General features: G+C 35.4%; 15 protein-coding genes and 1 riboswitch. Of the genes, 12 read left to right on the plus strand and 3 right to left on the minus strand.

Annotated features, from left to right (window positions below; translation table 11 throughout):
* Positions 1–126: 126 nt before the first annotated feature.
* The 12 genes from pfkA to OCV67_RS07845 all read left to right on the plus strand — a co-directional run bounded on the left by pfkA (position 127) and on the right by OCV67_RS07845 (position 13,853).
* Positions 127–1,089, plus strand: a complete 963-nt coding sequence (pfkA, locus tag OCV67_RS07790) for a 6-phosphofructokinase (protein ID WP_147643424.1) — start codon at positions 127–129, stop codon at positions 1,087–1,089.
* A gap of 36 nt (positions 1,090–1,125) precedes the next feature.
* Positions 1,126–1,230, plus strand: a riboswitch (THF riboswitch).
* Positions 1,231–1,297: 67 nt separating this feature from the next.
* A complete protein-coding gene (locus OCV67_RS07795; protein WP_147643425.1) occupies positions 1,298–1,879 on the plus strand; it encodes a folate family ECF transporter S component in 582 nt (193 codons plus the stop codon).
* 95 nt (positions 1,880–1,974) lie between these two features.
* Positions 1,975–2,778, plus strand: coding sequence for a pyrroline-5-carboxylate reductase (gene proC / locus OCV67_RS07800; RefSeq protein WP_147643426.1), 804 nt, complete (start codon positions 1,975–1,977; stop codon positions 2,776–2,778).
* A 71-nt stretch (positions 2,779–2,849) separates the two neighbouring features.
* On the plus strand, positions 2,850–3,470 hold the full coding sequence (locus OCV67_RS07805; protein ID WP_147643427.1) for a hypothetical protein: 621 nt from the start codon (positions 2,850–2,852) through the stop codon (positions 3,468–3,470).
* 20 nt (positions 3,471–3,490) lie between these two features.
* The gene (locus OCV67_RS07810) at positions 3,491–4,396 is read left to right on the plus strand and encodes a DUF624 domain-containing protein (protein WP_147643428.1); all 906 of its coding nucleotides are present in this window, start codon (positions 3,491–3,493) and stop codon (positions 4,394–4,396) included.
* A 135-nt stretch (positions 4,397–4,531) separates the two neighbouring features.
* Positions 4,532–4,798 carry a 30S ribosomal protein S15 gene (gene rpsO / locus OCV67_RS07815; protein WP_147643429.1) on the plus strand — a complete coding sequence of 89 codons (267 nt, stop codon included), beginning with the start codon at positions 4,532–4,534 and terminating at the stop codon, positions 4,796–4,798.
* Between the two features lie 165 nt (positions 4,799–4,963).
* The gene (locus OCV67_RS07820; RefSeq protein WP_147643500.1) at positions 4,964–7,078 is read left to right on the plus strand and encodes a polyribonucleotide nucleotidyltransferase; all 2,115 of its coding nucleotides are present in this window, start codon (positions 4,964–4,966) and stop codon (positions 7,076–7,078) included.
* 115 nt (positions 7,079–7,193) lie between these two features.
* Complete coding sequence (locus OCV67_RS07825; RefSeq protein WP_262644422.1) at positions 7,194–7,940, plus strand: MerR family transcriptional regulator; 747 nt, start codon at positions 7,194–7,196, stop codon at positions 7,938–7,940.
* A gap of 132 nt (positions 7,941–8,072) precedes the next feature.
* Positions 8,073–11,570, plus strand: a complete 3,498-nt coding sequence (locus OCV67_RS07830; RefSeq protein ID WP_147643430.1) for an AAA domain-containing protein — start codon at positions 8,073–8,075, stop codon at positions 11,568–11,570.
* A 362-nt stretch (positions 11,571–11,932) separates the two neighbouring features.
* On the plus strand, positions 11,933–12,535 hold the full coding sequence (locus OCV67_RS07835; RefSeq protein ID WP_147643431.1) for a DUF1700 domain-containing protein: 603 nt from the start codon (positions 11,933–11,935) through the stop codon (positions 12,533–12,535).
* Positions 12,532–13,404, plus strand: a complete 873-nt coding sequence (locus OCV67_RS07840) for a DUF4097 family beta strand repeat-containing protein (RefSeq protein ID WP_147643432.1) — start codon at positions 12,532–12,534, stop codon at positions 13,402–13,404. Before OCV67_RS07835 ends, OCV67_RS07840 begins: the two co-directional genes overlap by 4 nt.
* Before the next feature lie 113 nt (positions 13,405–13,517).
* A complete protein-coding gene (locus tag OCV67_RS07845; RefSeq protein ID WP_147643433.1) occupies positions 13,518–13,853 on the plus strand; it encodes a PadR family transcriptional regulator in 336 nt (111 codons plus the stop codon).
* Positions 13,854–13,981: 128 nt separating this feature from the next.
* Here the strand turns inward: OCV67_RS07845 and proS are convergent, their stop codons facing one another.
* The 3 genes from proS to OCV67_RS07860 form a co-directional block, all read right to left on the minus strand.
* A complete protein-coding gene (proS, locus tag OCV67_RS07850) occupies positions 13,982–15,439 on the minus strand; it encodes a proline--tRNA ligase (RefSeq protein WP_147643434.1) in 1,458 nt (485 codons plus the stop codon).
* Complete coding sequence (locus OCV67_RS07855; protein WP_147643435.1) at positions 15,426–15,683, minus strand: hypothetical protein; 258 nt, start codon at positions 15,681–15,683, stop codon at positions 15,426–15,428. Before OCV67_RS07855 ends, proS begins: the two co-directional genes overlap by 14 nt.
* Before the next feature lie 136 nt (positions 15,684–15,819).
* Entirely contained in the window at positions 15,820–17,043 is a 1,224-nt protein-coding gene (locus OCV67_RS07860; RefSeq protein WP_147643436.1) for a MarR family winged helix-turn-helix transcriptional regulator, read from the minus strand.
* Between the last annotated feature and the right edge of the window lie 68 nt (positions 17,044–17,111).

Below are 17,111 nucleotides of genomic sequence, written 5' to 3' on the forward strand. Positions count from 1 at the left end.
TGACAAAAATCTGAAATGTAGTAAAATAGTATATAGTGGATTTGCGTGAAATACAACGCTTGTCATTTATCGGTTTCAGACGGTAAACTGAGATCAATTGCCTGAAGGCGGATAGGAGTTATAATAATGATTAAAAAAATCGGTGTTTTAACAAGCGGCGGCGACGCCCCGGGAATGAATGCGGCAGTAAGAGCAGTTACAAGAGCGGCAATCAGAAAGGGCATGCAGGTTTATGGTATCCGCAGAGGATACAACGGTCTTATTAACGGCGATGTGTTTGAAATGAATGAACGCAGCGTATCGGACATTATTCAGAGAGGCGGTACAATGCTGTATACTGCAAGGTGTCCTGAATTCAGAACTGAAGAAGGCGTTGAAAAGGCAAGAGCAAAATGCGAAGAACTGGGTCTTGAGGGTATTGTTGTTATCGGCGGAGACGGTTCTTTCAGAGGTGCGGCAGATCTTTCTGCAAAGGGAATTCTTTGTGTAGGTCTTCCGGGTACAATTGACAACGATATTTCCTGTACGGAATACACTATAGGTTACGATACGGCAATGAATACTGTCGTAGAAATGGTTGACAAGCTCAGGGATACAACACAGTCACATGACAGATGCAGTGTTGTAGAGGTAATGGGCAGAGGAGCCGGATATATTGCGTTAAACGCTGGTATTGCCTGCGGTGCGACATATGTAATTACAAGCGAAATCCCTTATGATCTTGATAAGGTTGCAAAGAAAATGCTTGAATCAAGAAAAACAGGTAAACAGCACTTTATTATTGTTGTATCTGAAGGTGTTGGTCATTCTGATGAAATTGCAAGAACACTTCAGGATAAAACAGGTATTGAAGCAAGAACTACAATTCTCGGACACGTTCAAAGAGGCGGTGCTCCTACAGTAAGAGACAGAGTTGTAGCAAGTCAGATGGCTTACTATGCTGTTGAACTCCTTTCACAGGGAATAGGCAACAGAGTAGTTGGAATGCAAAACAGCAAAATTGTTGACTTTGACATTCAGGAAGCATTATCGATGAAAAAGCCTTTCGAGGAAGAGCTTTATCATATTGCCGGCGAAATTGCTTTTTAATAAGCAGTCAAACCGGAAAATCATACGAATATTGGCATCAGAGTAGAAAGCTGTGCGTGAAGTGTCCGGCAGACGGGGAGTTGCTGTCGGGACGAAGAGCCTTAAAAAAGACTTGCGGTACAGTTTTCGCATCCCGCTGTATGCATAAAGGTAAACCTTTTCATAATGGCTCCTTTGTGCAAATCAGCACAAATTTAGGAGGTTTTTTATGAAAAGGTTTTTAGCAATTTTTAGTGATTCGGCAAAAGAATTAACGAATCTAAGGTGCATTGTCATGACGGGAATGTTGATAGCAGTACATGTACTGCTAAGTATATTTGTCATGATTCCTATAGGGGAGAATATAAAAATATCTTTTAGCTTTTTGGCATTGGCATCTATAGGAATGTTGTTTGGACCAATACCTGCGGCAATTGCAGGAGGTATTACAGACATATTAGGGTTTATGCTTGCAAATAAAACCGGAGGCGCATATCACCCGGGTTTTACTCTTGTACAAATTATGGCAGGCTTTATTTACGGAATTTGTTTATACAAAGCAGAAATAGGCAGATTTATGACAATAAGGTGTGCTATTTCAAAGATTCTTGTTGTTTTGATTTGTAATTTATGTCTGAATACATATTTTATATGCGCTTTATACGGAACAGGGAGTTTCTGGGCAATGTTTACATCACGAATTATAAAAAATGCAATACAGCTTCCGGTTGATGTTGTACTTCTTTCAATTGTTATGCCTATAATTCTTATGGCGTACAGGAAGGTTTTCGGCATAAAAAAAGCCGTATAATAAAAGAAATATAAAGTTTTATAAAATCACTTGTTATTTTAGCTTTTTTGAGTTATAATTATACAAGTGATTTTTTTATGAAAGGATTTGTTATTATGAAAATTAATGTCGGATTCATAGGTGCCGGAAATATGGGAACTGCCATAATGAAAGGTATTTTAAACAGCAGTTTGAATAATCAGATTCAGTTGTTTGCCGCTGATCAGGATTCGCTTAAAATTGAACCTTTAAAAAAATTCGGAGTAAATAAATGCGTTAACGGTTCTGAAGTCGTTTCGGCATGCAAATATGTTTTTCTGGCTGTTAAGCCTCAGGTAATAGAAGGAGTTCTTAATTCTATCGGTCAGAAAATAACAGATGATACCGTACTTATTTCAATTGCGGCAGGAATAAACAGCGATTTTGTAAAAAAAGCTACAGGAACAAACGTAAAAACGGTTATTGTTATGCCTAATACTCCGCTTTTGTTAAATGAGGGAGCTTCGGCGCTGGCAAAGGACAGTCAAGTGTCTCAGCAGGAATTTGATTTTGTATGCAGTATTTTTAAAGCATGCGGTAAAACTGCTGTTATTGATGAAAGCAAAATGAAAGAAATAATTGCTGTAAACGGAAGCAGTCCGGCATTTATATACCTTTATGCAAAGGGGTTTATTGATTATGCCGTTAAGGAAGGTATTGACGGAGAAGTTGCAAAGAAGCTTTTTGCACAAAGTCTTATAGGTTCGGCTAAAATGATTACTGATTCCGGTTATACTATAGATGAGCTTATAAAAATGGTTTCCTCCCCGGGCGGTACTACTCTTGCCGGATTGGAAGAGCTTAACAAGGGAAATTTGCTGAATACTGTAAATAATGCCTGTGAGGCATGTACAAAACGAGCATACGAATTATCAAAGTAGTATAAATTCAGATTGTCCGGCATATCCTTTTTAAAAAGGCTTGTTAGCTGAATTGAAAAGGAATGGTGTATATGAAAATATCGGACAAGACAAATCTTACAGGAACACAAAGAAGAAAGCTTAGTCTGGGACTGCTTTTATTGCTTATATCGGGAGGTATAGTTGCGGGGACGGTAATAGTATGCTCTGCGGATAGTCTGGATGCGGTAAGCAAAAGCGTTTTAACTCAGAATCTTCTTAAAACGTCTGAAGTGAAAACAATAATTCAAATTTATATTAACGCCTTTCTGCCTTTGGCAGCAGCTTTGACAATACAGTATATATGCGGCTTTTCTGCATTGGGACAACCGTTAACTATTGCAGGTATAATATACAGAGGCGTTTCAACAGGTGTTTCAGCGTCAGTTTTTTATCTTATGCTGGGCATAAAGGGCTTTCTAGCGATACTTATAATGCTGTTTCCGTTTGCGGCAGTAAGTTCAGTAATTTTAATACTGGGTGCCAGAGAATCAATAAAATTTTCTAATATGTTTATGAATTTTGCACTTAATAAAAATGTCGAAGAAGACAAGCGTTCTGGAATTAAGCTTTTTACTGTAAAATTTATCGTTCTTATTGCTTTAAGTCTGCTTGCGGCGGCGGCGGACAGTATAATTACATATTTTTTTACGGGGATACTTTTAAATCCCTGATATTTCAAGGAGTGTAAAAATTGTTTGGTAATAATAATACAGGAGTGGGGATTCCAAAAAATGCACCGAAAAAAAAGGGGATACTTAGATTTTTTGAGATTTTTTTCAGAAAGTTCTGGAAGCTGATCGAAGTTAATATTTTATATTCACTTTTTTTCATACCGGTAGTATTGGCATTATACGCTGTTATACGTGTTTCAAGCGCTACTGTAACTACTCTTATGCTGGCGGTTTGTTTAATTGCTTTTGTACTTACAATAGGTCCTGCAACTTCGGGAATGTTCAAGATACTCAGAAATTTTACTGTAGAAAAGCATGCGTTTATTTTAACTGATTTTAAAAAGTCGTTTACTGAAAATTATAAGAAGTCATTGGCAATGGGAGTAATAGATATATTATTTTTCGCAATTATCAGTACGGCAATGTATGTGTATGTAAAAATGGCAAGGGAAACAGGAAATAACCTGTTATTGATTTTATTTGTAATTTGCGCAAGTATGGCGCTCATTGCGGTAATGATGAATTTCTATACTTTTTTGATGATCATATCGACTGATGTTTCCTTTAAAAATATTTTGAAAAATTCCTTAGTACTTTCACTGGTTGCGTTAAAGAAAAATCTTTTGACATTGCTTATTACACTTCTTATTACAGGCGTGTTTATTGTGGCGATCATCTGGAATCTGAGTTTTATTTTACTTTTGCCGTTTGTACCGGCAGCGATAATATGCTTTATAATATGCTTTAATTCTTATACTGTTGTTCAGAAATATGTTATTAACCCTTATTATGAACAAAGAGGAGAAGTAAATCCTGAAATAGGTACAGCGGATACTGATGATGAAGAAGTGATTTTTGAAGATAAGGGCGGCAGTGAAAAGCCGATTGAAAAGAGTAAAGGGAAAAAAGGTAAAATTATTTCATAAAAACTCTTTACAAATGAGGTAAAGTGTGGTATAATATTAAATATGCTTTGTACTTGGATTAAGGATTAAGCCCAACTGGGAATTTGCCTGCCTTTTTCTAAGTTATCAGCATAAATATTTAAAGAGGTGAAAAATATGCTTTTAAAAGAAGAAAAAACAGCGGTTATTGAAGCTAATAAGACTCATGAGAATGATACAGGTTCTCCTGAAGTACAGATCGCTATTCTTACAAGAAGAATCAACGATCTGACAGAACATCTTAAGGTTCACAAGAAAGACCATCACTCAAGAAGAGGTCTTTTGAAAATGGTAGGTCACAGAAGAAATCTTCTCAACTACCTTAAGAAGAAGGACATTAACAGATATCGTGCAATTATTGAAAAGCTTGGTATCCGTAAGTAAGTTTTATAAAAGGCAGTCGGGAGGAATCCTTTCTGCCTTTTAAGCTATTCAAAGAATAAAAAAATAGGTGCAGTAGTGGTAATTTTAGCATTAAATCGTGACTCTCATTTTGGGGATTCAGGATTTATTGCTAAAGCTGCTACTGAAAACGGAGGCAGTTTATTTATGTTTGAAAATTACAAAACTTTTAAAACACAGTTTGCAGGCAGAGAATTGATTGTTGAAACCGGAAAGACATGCGAGTTGTCAAATGGCTCATGCTGGGTACATTACGGTGAAACAGTAGTTATGGCAAATGTTACAGCAAGCCCAAAACCAAGAGAAGGTGTTGATTTCTTCCCTCTATCAGTGGATTATGAGGAAAGACTATATTCAGTAGGTAAAATTCCGGGATCATTTACTAAGAGAGAGGGCAAGCCGTCTGAAAAGGCTATCCTTACTTCAAGAATGGTGGACAGACCTATTCGTCCGCTTTTCCCTAAAGATATGAGAAATGATGTATCAGTAGTAATGACTGTTCTTGCAGTTGATCCTGATTGTTCCCCTGAAATTACGGGTATGATCGCTACGGCAATCGCTATTTCAATTTCTGATATTCCGTGGAATGGTCCTATTGCCGGAATCAGTGTGGGACTTGTTGACGGTGAAATCGTTCTTAATCCAAATCTGGAGCAGAGAGCTAAAACCGATCTTAATCTTACTGTTGCAGGTTCTGCTGAAAAAATCGTTATGATTGAAGCGGGCGCTAATCAGGTTGAAGACGATATAATGCTTGATGCAATTTTAAAGGGTCATGAGGAAATCAAAAAAATAGTTGCATTTATCAGTGACATTCAGGCACAAATCGGAAAGAAGAAATTTGAATTTGAGTCACAGGAAGTCGATCACGATATGTTTGACTCAATTGAAGAATTTGCGTCTGAAAGAGTAAAATTTGCTCTTGATACAAATGATAAAAATATTCGTGAGGAAAGACTTCAGCCTATTAAGGACGATATTCATGAAAAGTTTGACGAGGTTTATCCTGAACAGACTGCAATGATTGATGAATGTATTTATAAGCTTCAGAAGAAAATCGTAAGAAACTGGCTTTATGAAGGCAAGCGTGTGGACGGAAGAGGTATTGATGAGATCAGACCATTGGCTGCTGAAGTAGGCGTACTGCCGAGAGTTCACGGTTCCGGACTGTTTACAAGAGGACAAACTCAGGTTCTTACAATTGCTACATTAGGACCAATAAGTGAAGCACAGAGAATTGACGGTCTTGATGAAGAAGAGTCTAAGAGATATATGCATCACTATAATTTTCCTTCATATTCTGTAGGCGAAACAAAGCCGAGCAGAGGTCCTGGCAGACGTGAAATCGGTCACGGAGCTTTGGCTGAGAGAGCGTTAGAGCCTGTAATTCCGTCAGTGGAGGAATTTCCTTATGCACTGAGACTTGTATCAGAAGTACTTTCTTCAAACGGTTCAACATCACAGGGTTCAATCTGCGGCTCTACATTGGCTCTTATGGACGCAGGCGTACCGATCAAAGCGCCGGTTGCAGGTATTTCATGCGGACTTATTACAAAGCCTGACAGCGACGAATTTATGACAATGGTTGATATTCAGGGACTGGAAGATTTCTTCGGTGATATGGACTTTAAAGTCGGCGGTACTCATAAGGGTATTACTGCGATTCAGGTTGATATCAAGGTTGACGGTCTTACTCCTGCGATTATTAAAGAAGCTTTTGAAAAGACAAGAAAAGCAAGACTTTATATCCTTGACGAGATTATGTTGAAGGCTATTCCTCAGCCGAGAGAGACTGTAAATAAGTATGCTCCGAAAATGCTTCAGACAAAGATTGATGTTGAAAAGATAAGAGATGTAATCGGTCAGGGCGGAAAGGTTATTCAGAAAATTACTGCTGAATGTGATGTAAAGATTGATATTAATGAGGACGGAAGTGTATTTGTTTCCGGAGTTGATCTTGATAAGTGTAATAAAGCACTGTCAATTGTTCATACAATCGCTGCCGGACCGGAAGTAGGTTCTATTTACAAGGGTAAGGTTGTACGAATTATGTCATTCGGTGCATTTGTTGAAATTGCTCCGGGTAAGGACGGTCTGGTTCACATTTCAAAGCTTGATAAGGCAAGAGTTGAAAAGGTCGAGGACGTTGTTTCGATCGGTGATGAAATTGTTGTTAAGGTTGTTGAAATTGACAAGCAAGGCAGAATAAATCTTTCCAGAAAAGACGCTCTTGCTGATCTTGAATCTAAGAAAAATCAATAATACAGAAATTTACTCCTCTGCGTTTTGCAGGGGAGTTTTTTAATAAAATTTTATTTATACCTATTGACATTCACGTTACGTTATAGTGTATACTCATAATCAAGGAGGCGGAAATATGAAAATGCATATTAGAGAATTTGCAAAGTTAACGGGAGTCAGTGTGCGCACACTGCACTATTATGATGAAATAGGCTTGCTTAATCCATCTTTTGTTGACGAACAAAATGGTTATCGTTGTTATGATGAACGTTCTCTGGAGCGAATGCAGGAGATTTTATTTTATCGTGAGCTTGATTTTTCTTTAAAAAGTATTGCAGAAATTCTGTCTTCTCCAAATTATAATAAACGGAAAGCACTTATAGAGCAGAAGAGACTTCTGACATTGAAAAAAGATCGTTTGGAACGGCTAATAAAGGCTCTTGATAGTGCGGTGAAAGGAGAAATTGTTGTGAATCCTAATTTATTTGACAACAGTGAATTTGAAAAGGCTCGTGAAAAATATGCACAGGAAGCTAAAGAAAAGTGGGGAAATACAAATTCATACAAGGAATATACAGAAAAGACTGCATCTTATACAAAGTCAAAATGGGATATGATAAACTCTGATATGAAAGATATCATTTTAGAGTTTGCAGATTGTATGAAAAATGGTGTAAATCCATCTGACAGTTCAGTACAAGCAATTGTAAAGAAGTGGCAGGAGTTTATCACTGAGAATTACTATCTCTGCAATAATGAAATTCTTTACGGATTAGGTGAAATGTATACAAAAGATGAACGTTTCAGAATTAATATTGACAATTACGGAAATGGTACTGCTGAATTTATGTCAGAAGCCATAAAGGTGTATTGCAATTGTTAATTAAAACTGACCGGAAATATATTTATAGGAATACCGTGTATCGAATTACACGGTATTTTTGTATATTATAATAATTGTAATATTGTTCGCTTTATGCTATAATAATTTTAATTGAGTATTGGAGGCGGTTATATGGATAATACTAAAACATTACATCTTAATTTGAGTATGTCACCCAGAGCGATAGACGAATTGAAACAGTACAGTAATGTAAAATACAATTCAAAATATGAACTGCCTTTAATAATGTTTCCGGATAATAAGACCTTTGAGATTACCGCCGCTGTTATTGACGGTAAGACAGTATGTCTGGGATTTATTTTTGACGGCAAAAATATTGTACTTTCAGGAGGCTTGGAGCACAATAATTTTTTCTGTACATCTGTGACAGATAAAACCATAACTGACGGAAGAAAACTGAATCTTGTTTTTTTACAGGAAAAAAGTGAAGATTTTACATATATAAATGAAGAAATCAAGCAGCGGTTTGCGATGTGGTACGATTATATTGAATCAATGCAGAAAAAGGCTGAACAAAATTCATATAAATTTACATGCGACAGTGCTGAAGTGAAAAACGAAAAAATAATTATTATTACAAGTAATTTGAAACCTAGTGCAGTTATACGTAATCTTAGCGTTGGTTTTTTAGATGAAAAAAATCAGCCTTCATGGGGATTCGGTAAGGTTGAACGGTATGAAAGCCAAGTTTTATTCATACAGCCGTTCGGCAGTGAGCTTTCAAAAATTATGTCCCGTTTGACTGCCGGAACACATTTGATTATATATGATGGGGCAGTTGATATTACATGTAAAAGAATGAAGTCCGGACTGGACAAGCTCTGTAAAGGCGAAGCTGTAAACCGCCGTCTGCCGGAATTTTTGTTTGATCCTAAAAAAGCTAATCGTGAAATCGGAGAAAATGTAATCTTAACTGTGGAAAATCTTCTTACAAAAACAATGAATCCTGAACAGATAAGCGCTGTTGAAGGGGCGCTTAATGCAGAAGATTTATATTTGATACAAGGTCCTCCCGGAACAGGAAAAACTACCGTTATAGCTGAAATCTGCTATCAGAATGCTGTTAGAGGATTGAAAACGCTTATTGTATCACAGTCTAATCTTGCGGTTGATAATGCTATTTCAAGGGTAATGAATCATGCAGATATAAGAGTACTGCGAAAGGGTGACGCTTTAAGGGTTGAAGAAGAAGGACTTCCGTTTGTAGAGGATAATGTTGTCAGGACATGGATTTCACAGATATCAGAAGCTACTAAGAAAATGGATAAGAATTTAACAGGTCGTCTGACGTTTTTAAAAGAATCGAAGGAACGCTTTCCTGAATTGCTGGAGCTTGCGGAAAATATTAAAGAGTTAGAGAAAAATAAGAATTTTCATGAATCACAGCTTTACTTTTTTCAGAATGTATTAGAGGACGCCAAAAAGCAGAGAGCAGATTTTTTTGAGCTTATAACCGACGCTTATGAAAATGACGATCTGGAAAAAGCAAATAAAGCAAGGGATTGTTATCCTCCTGATTTTAAATTGCCTAACAGTATTTATAATGATTTAGAAGATAAATATATGGATATTAAAGCGGATTTGGATATGATTCGTGAGTATGAAGCTGATATGAAATTTTATAATGAATATACTGAAAAATTCGTTTCTCAGTTCCGTTATATAACAGAGACGGTCAGCAGCAGAATAATTGAACGTACTGCCTATGAGGGGGTTTTTTATTATGCCGACAGAGAAATGGTTCAGTCTCTTTATGAAGAGGGGGAAAGAATACTTGATTCTGAACCTTACGGAATAAAAAGACTTATATTCGGTCATAAATGGAATCAGGTTGCTGCGATTTATTATAGACGTGCTGAAAATCTAATAATGAGCATTCAGCTTAAAACAATAAGAATATGTGACAAAATTTATAATTTAAAAACTGATAGGGAATTTACAGATAATGTTGAGTCCTTTCACTTTTGCCTTGATGCATTGGGAGAGGATTATGACGCTCAATACTACAGCTTTAAAGGTAAGTATGAAAAGATATATAATGATTGTATGAATGCAGTTCGGGATTATAAGTATTCGGTTGAGTATTTTAAAGAACATATAAAGGATGATTTTTATTCTGCCGCATTAAAGAACTTTGATTTTGAGAAAATTAATCTTGACGAACTTGAATATAATGTAAACAGATATTACAGTATTAGATATAACCGATATAAAAAATGGAAGAAGCTGCTTGATGAATGGAGAAACAGGATTTCAGACGAAAGCTCAAATAACTACAGCGAATTGAAAAAACTTTACATTGAAAATGCAAACGTTATAGGAATTACGTGTATACAAAGCGGTACAAAGGACTTTAATGAAAATTATCCGTCTTTTGACGTGGTGATAATTGACGAAGCAAGTAAAAGTACTCCTCCTGATATTATACTCCCTATGCTTAAAGGCAGGAAAATTATTTTAGTTGGAGACCATAAACAGCTTCCGCCGTTTATTGACCAGAATGCATACGATGAAATTGAAGAAGATGATGATCAGCTGAAAAAGCTTATTAAAGTAAGTTTGTTTGAAGAACTCTATGAAAAGTCCGGAACAGATATGAGAACTATGCTTTTCAGGCAATATCGTATGCATAAGGATATTGCGGCGCTGATAAATCAGTTTTATGTAAATACAGACGCTGGAAGACTGGAATCGCCTGCGTCTGAATTTAAACGGCATTGCTGTCAGGGACGTGGGATCAATGCTGACAATCATGTGATTTGGTATGACGTGCCTAATATAGAAAAGTATTATGAAAAGAAAAATAATAAAAGTTATTCTAATGAGTTTGAAGCTGAATGCATTAAAAAAATCCTATGTTTATTAGAAAAGAATCTGACCGATAACAATTCACATAAAAGTATAGGTATTATTACCTTTTATGATGCTCAAGTCAAGCTTATTGAGGAAAAACTGATTAATAACGGTTATTATAAGCGATTCGGACATATAACTTTGAGAATTGGTTCAGTGGACCGTTTTCAGGGTATGGAAGAAGATATAATTTTAATAAGCTTTGCTAGAAATAATAATGAGCACGCCATAGGTTTTGCCAGAGACAGTCGCAGAATTAATGTGGCTTTGTCAAGAGCTAAGGAACTTTTAATTATTGTAGGAAGTTCGGATAACTTTATTAAATCAGGTAATAATGAAACATCTAAAATGTTTGAAACTGTTTATAATATAATTAAAAAGCTGGACGGACTGAAAAACGCTGAAGATCTGCCTGAATTATATGTTAATTCTGATAGTAATGATAATAATTTCGAAACATCGGCATATGAATCTTCAATTTATCAGAATTATAATGATGAAACAGAATACGGTAATAATGAAAATAACATAAATATTCTGGATTATTTTATACTTAAAGCAGCTTTGGAATTTAAAAACGAGTATCTTTCCGTTAAAAATATTTCTAATGTTTTGGGAATAGCTCCAGTGTTTATAAAAAACAGAGTTCAGTATCTGAAGAAAGAGAATCTTATAGAATACCGGAATCAATTGATACAGATAAAACCACATGGTGAGGAAGCATTAAATTGTACAGTTGAAATTTATAAACAATAGTAAAAAGGTATTATGCGGATAAGCAAGCGGACAGTTTGTCCGCTTTTTTGTTTCAAATTTCTGCTGTGAAAAATCATACTGTTTATGAAACAGATTCAGTGAACCGTTTCCAAGAATTTAAAGATATTTGCCGCCTGAGAGGTGCAGGATATTGTCTTTGGATATAAATTTATAAAAGTTTTATTTTTGCTCGTTGACTTTTTTATTTATTTGGTATATAATATAAATTGGTATTGTGTAATGTCATGTGAAATGTATGTATATGCATTGTGCGGATAAATCTTAGATGTTATGATATTCATTATGGCGAAGAATAATATATAATAGATAGAACATATATAACAAGGGAGAAACAGCGTAAAATGACAAAGTATGATTATCTTTCAAAACTTAAAGCTTATCTTCATCCGCTTCCGGCAAAGGAGCGTAATGCAGCTCTGAGGTATTATGATAAATATTTTACTGACGCCGGACCCGAAAACGAATATAATGTTATTAAAAATCTTGGAAGTCCCAAAGAACTGGCAGAAAAAATTTTAAAGAATAAGAATACTATTTCAGGTATGCTTAATCAGACAAGGTCAAATGTAAAAAAAGCTAAAGGGAAAATGACTAAATCTCAGAGGAGAACAGCTTTATTAATGACAATACTGCTATTTCCTGTGTGGGGAGGAGTCACGCTGATCATTGCGTTAGCAGCTACTGCACTCTTTATAGCTGCCGCCGGAATACTTCTGCTTATGGCAGTTGCAGGAATTGTTTTATTTTGTATGAGCATACCTTACATAAGCAATAATACTTCAGTGGGTTTATTTTTTATGGGAACCGGAATGGTGATGGCTAGTGCGGCTGTACTTTTATTTGTTCCGGTGATGAATTTGGTTTTTTATATTTTCAAATTAACTGTTAAAAGTCTTATTTTATTATTTAATAAATTAATTGGCAGAAAGGCGGTTAAGGTATGAAAATAAAAAAGAAATTAAAAGTAATAATTCCCTCCGCTGTTTTAGTTGTTGGCATTGTTCTTGCTGTTATAGGACTTGCTATGGGAGCAAAGGGAGATTATGTGAAATCCTTGGAACTGACTGATTTTGAAGCAAATGTTCCTTCTTCCGGAGTCTTTAATCTTGATATAAATGTTTCTTTGGCTGATATAAATATAGTTTGTACTAATGATGTTGAGGAATTTAATATTAAGGCGGACAATATTTCAAAGCAATTTCTGGATTATTCTACTACTAATAATACTTTTAAACTCAGATATGAGACTAAAAAATGGTATCAGACAACATTTATACCCGGCTTTCTTCATAAGCAAGGGAAAATAAATATTTATATACCCGCTTCGCTTAACTTTAAAGATGTTCAGATAAACAGCAGATACGGTTCATCTGAATTAAGCTATATTACGGCAGAAAGAATATTTATAGACTGCGGAACAGGCAGCAGTAATATTACTAATCTTACCTGTGATTATGTTAAAATCGACAATAAGGGGGGAGGCATAAGCTGTATGAATGTTGACGCTGCTGCAGCTGATTTGACGCTGAGATCCGGAGATGCAGAGTTTTGTAATTTTGTAAGTGAATCAGTGAAGATAGAAAACAAATTTTGTGACCTGACGCTTTCGGGTATTATTAAAGGCAATTGCAGCATAGTGTGCAGTATGGGCGATGTTAACGCTACCTTATACGGTAACGAATCTGATTATAATTTTAATGTTCTCAAAGGCAATGTTAGTGTTAATAATATAGAAAATCCTCAAAATAAAGACGGAAAATATTATTTTAAAACAGATTGCAGTATGGGAGAAATTAATTTTATTATTGAATAAAAATAATTTATTCTTTAAAAAAAAACAAAATCATAAAAAAATATACTATTTTTTTAAAATAGCTATTGACAAAAATCAATTTTTATGGTTTAATATTATATAGAGGTGATATTGTGAAGATACAAGAAAATTTAAAACGTGGTATGACTGAATTGCTTATTCTCCATCTGTTAAAAGAAGATGACATGTATGGATATCAGTTGACTCAAGAACTTGAAAAGCGCAGCGAAGGTCTGTTTATTTTGAAGGAAGGCACGATGTACCCAAGTCTTTATCGTTTGATTGATAAAGGAATGATTTCTGACAGAAAAGAATTAATTGGTAAACGTCGTGTTAGAGTTTATTACCACATTGAGCAAGCTGGTATTGAATATCTTGATGCTATTTATGGAGAATATCTGTCTATTACAGAGGGTATTCATAAAATATTAAATTATACTGGTGAATGATTTATTTGGAGTATTCAATTGAATAAATCTGCTCAAAAGATAATCCCCTGAATATGTATTCAGGGGATTATTTCTTTTTATATAAAGAACCTGCACAAAAATTTATGTAAGTACAGGTTCTTTTTTATTTAATAAGCTTTGCCCCAGTATACCATACATTTAGCAGGCTTTCCGCAGCAAACGCATTTGTCAGAGAGGTTTTCCTGTTCAAAAGGAATACAGCGTGAACCAACGCCGGTTTTTTCCTTAACAGCGTCTTCGCAAGCTTCGTCTCCGCACCACATTGCTTTGATAAAGCCGTCTCCGTTTTGTTCAAGAGCGCTAATAATTTCTTCAATTGTAGTGCATGAGTAGGTTTTCTTTTTTCTGTTTTCAAGAGCCTTTTGATACATTCCGTCGTGAACCTCCTGAAGCTTATCGGAAACAGCTTTACAGAATATATCAGACAGATTTTCAATGGAGACAATTGTCTTTTCACGATTATGGCGTGTTACAATAACACACTGGTTATTTTCAATGTCCTTAGGGCCTATTTCAATTCTGACAGGTACTCCTTTCATTTCATACTCTGCAAATTTCCAGCCCGGTGAATTATCGCTGTCGTCAAGCTTTGCACGTATACCGCAAGCTTTAAGACTTTCCAGAAGCTCATTAGCCTTGTCAAGTACTCCTTCTTTATGCTGAGCTATCGGAACAATAACTGCCTGTATAGGAGCTATGGCAGGAGGAAGTACAAGTCCGCTGTCGTCGCCGTGAGTCATTATTATTGCACCTATAAGACGTGTAGTAACGCCCCAGCTTGTCTGATGAGGAAATACTTTTTTATTTTCTTTATCAGTGTATTCAATATCAAAAGCTTTTGCAAAACCGTCTCCAAAATAATGTGACGTACCTGCCTGAAGAGCTTTACCGTCATGCATAAGAGCTTCAATTGCATAAGTTGAAACAGCACCTGCAAATTTGTCGCTTTCAGTTTTCTTACCTTTAACTACAGGCATTGCAAGACTTTTTTCACAGAAGTCTGCATACACATTAAGCATTCTTTCTGTTTCTTCAATAGCTTCTTTTGCCGTAGCATGAATGGTGTGTCCTTCCTGCCATAAAAACTCTCTTGAACGAAGGAAAGGACGTGTTGTCTTTTCCCATCTTACAACGCTTACCCATTGATTATATAATTTTGGCAGATCACGGTAAGAGTGAATAATGTGTGAATAATGTTCACAGAAAAGTGTTTCAGAAGTAGGACGAACGCAAAGTCTGTCTTCAAGCTTTTCACTTCCGCCGTATGTGACCCATGCAACTTCAGGTGCAAATCCTTCTACATGATCTTTTTCCTTCTGTAAAAGACTTTCGGGAATGAACATAGGCATGCACACATTTTCATGACCGGTTTCTTTAAACATTCCATCAAGTATTTTCTGAATATTTTCCCAGATTGCATAAGCATATGGTCTGATGACCATACAGCCTTTAACGCTGGTATATTCAATAAGCTCAGCTTTTTTTACAATATCGGTGTACCATTTTGCAAAATCCTCATCCATAGGAGTAATTGCTTCAACCATTTTTGAATTATTCTTTGCCATTTTCAATATCTCCGTTTTCATTATTTTTTTCAACAGTGTCTTTTTTTTCAGGTATATCATAAATACTTTTAACTTTATATATATTATCATCCACCCTTTCGGGTTTTGGTTTAATGATTCTGGAAATAAGTTTATCAATTTTTGATGCAAGCTTCGGTGTTACTACTGCTAGTATAAAGATTAGCAGCAATATAAGAAAAAACATTGCGCAGAATTTAATCAAATAAGTAATGGTTTCACTCATGTAATTCACCCCTTTATATCATTACTTCTTTATATTATATCATATTTTCAATAAATTTCAAGATTTTCGGAAATAATAGTCAAAGATTATTGATAAAAAAGCAGCTTAGTTAATCTGAGCTGCTTTAATTTTTTGTTTATTCTTCGTACAAACCGCCTTTGTTATAAAAGTTTTCTGCTATTACTATACAGTTTCCGCCTTTGAATTCAAGATTTTCTTCAACGCAGCTTAACCGTACTTTTTTTGCTGTTTCTTCACCGCAGTAGTTTATAAGGTGTTTTTTAAAATATTCGAACATCCAGTCATTCATATTGAAACCATGGAGTATTGTACTTCTTGTAAAAAATGCAGTTGAAATATTATTAATAAGTACTGCCAGGCATCCAAGTATTCCGTCTAAAACTTCAAGCATTTTTGCATCACCTTTAGCGGCTGCCGCACATAGGGTTTTGTAATATATTTTGTTTGCATCACCGTTTGTTATTTCCCAGAGAATCGGAGTATTTTCCTTTGAATAAATTTCACGGTATTTGTTAATTATTGCATCGTATGTCAGTTCAGCCTTGACGGAGCCGTCAGGATATCCGTCAATTTTTCTTCCGCCCGGATTAACGATCATATTTTCAACATGATTGGTATAATAAACATTCTCATTCATTATTTCATTTTCAAGGAGTATAGAGAGATTTACATGTTTTCCAAGCTGAATGAAAGCATAGTTACCCTTGCGATCTTTAACATCCTGCATTTGGTTTGCCAGTGCAAGAACGCTTGAAAGATTAGCGCAGATAACATCGAAGCCAAGTTTATCTGATAATACTTCAGTAACCGGAGTATAATCGAGTTTTCCGTCTTTAAAATATACTTTCATTTTACTGCACATATCTGTTTGTATTCCAAGTCCAAGACCAATAATTTGAGAAGAGTCAAGACAGCTGTTCTGCATAATATTTTTGCATGCTGCAGTTATATATTCAAGAATATCTTCAGCAGTCATATTCTCAGTAATTTTAGTGTTGGTTTTATCCATGATTTTACCGTTCAGATTTGTTAGACCTACACAGATCAATTCATCACTTATGGAAGCTCCGAATGCAAACTTAAAATTTTCGTTGATATCGATCAGAATCTTTCGTCTGCCCTTCTGAAGATTTTCCAATGAAACAGGCGCTTCGCCGACTTCGTAAAGTACGCCTTCATTGATCATTTCATTTGTTATTATCGTAACTGCTGCTCTTGTGATTTTCATAGAACTTGCAATATCGACTCTGGAAATAGGACCCGATTCTCTGATAACTCTTAAAATTTGCATTCGGTTTCTTTTTTTCAAATCCAGTTTACTGATACCTTGTAATTCCATTTAATTTACCACCTTTTTTCTTATTTTTTATATTTCACAGCTGATATAATTATGAGAGGACAAATTAT

It is taken from the genome of Porcipelethomonas ammoniilytica (assembly GCF_025567485.1).
Lineage (GTDB): Bacteria > Bacillota > Clostridia > Oscillospirales > Ruminococcaceae > Porcipelethomonas > Porcipelethomonas ammoniilytica.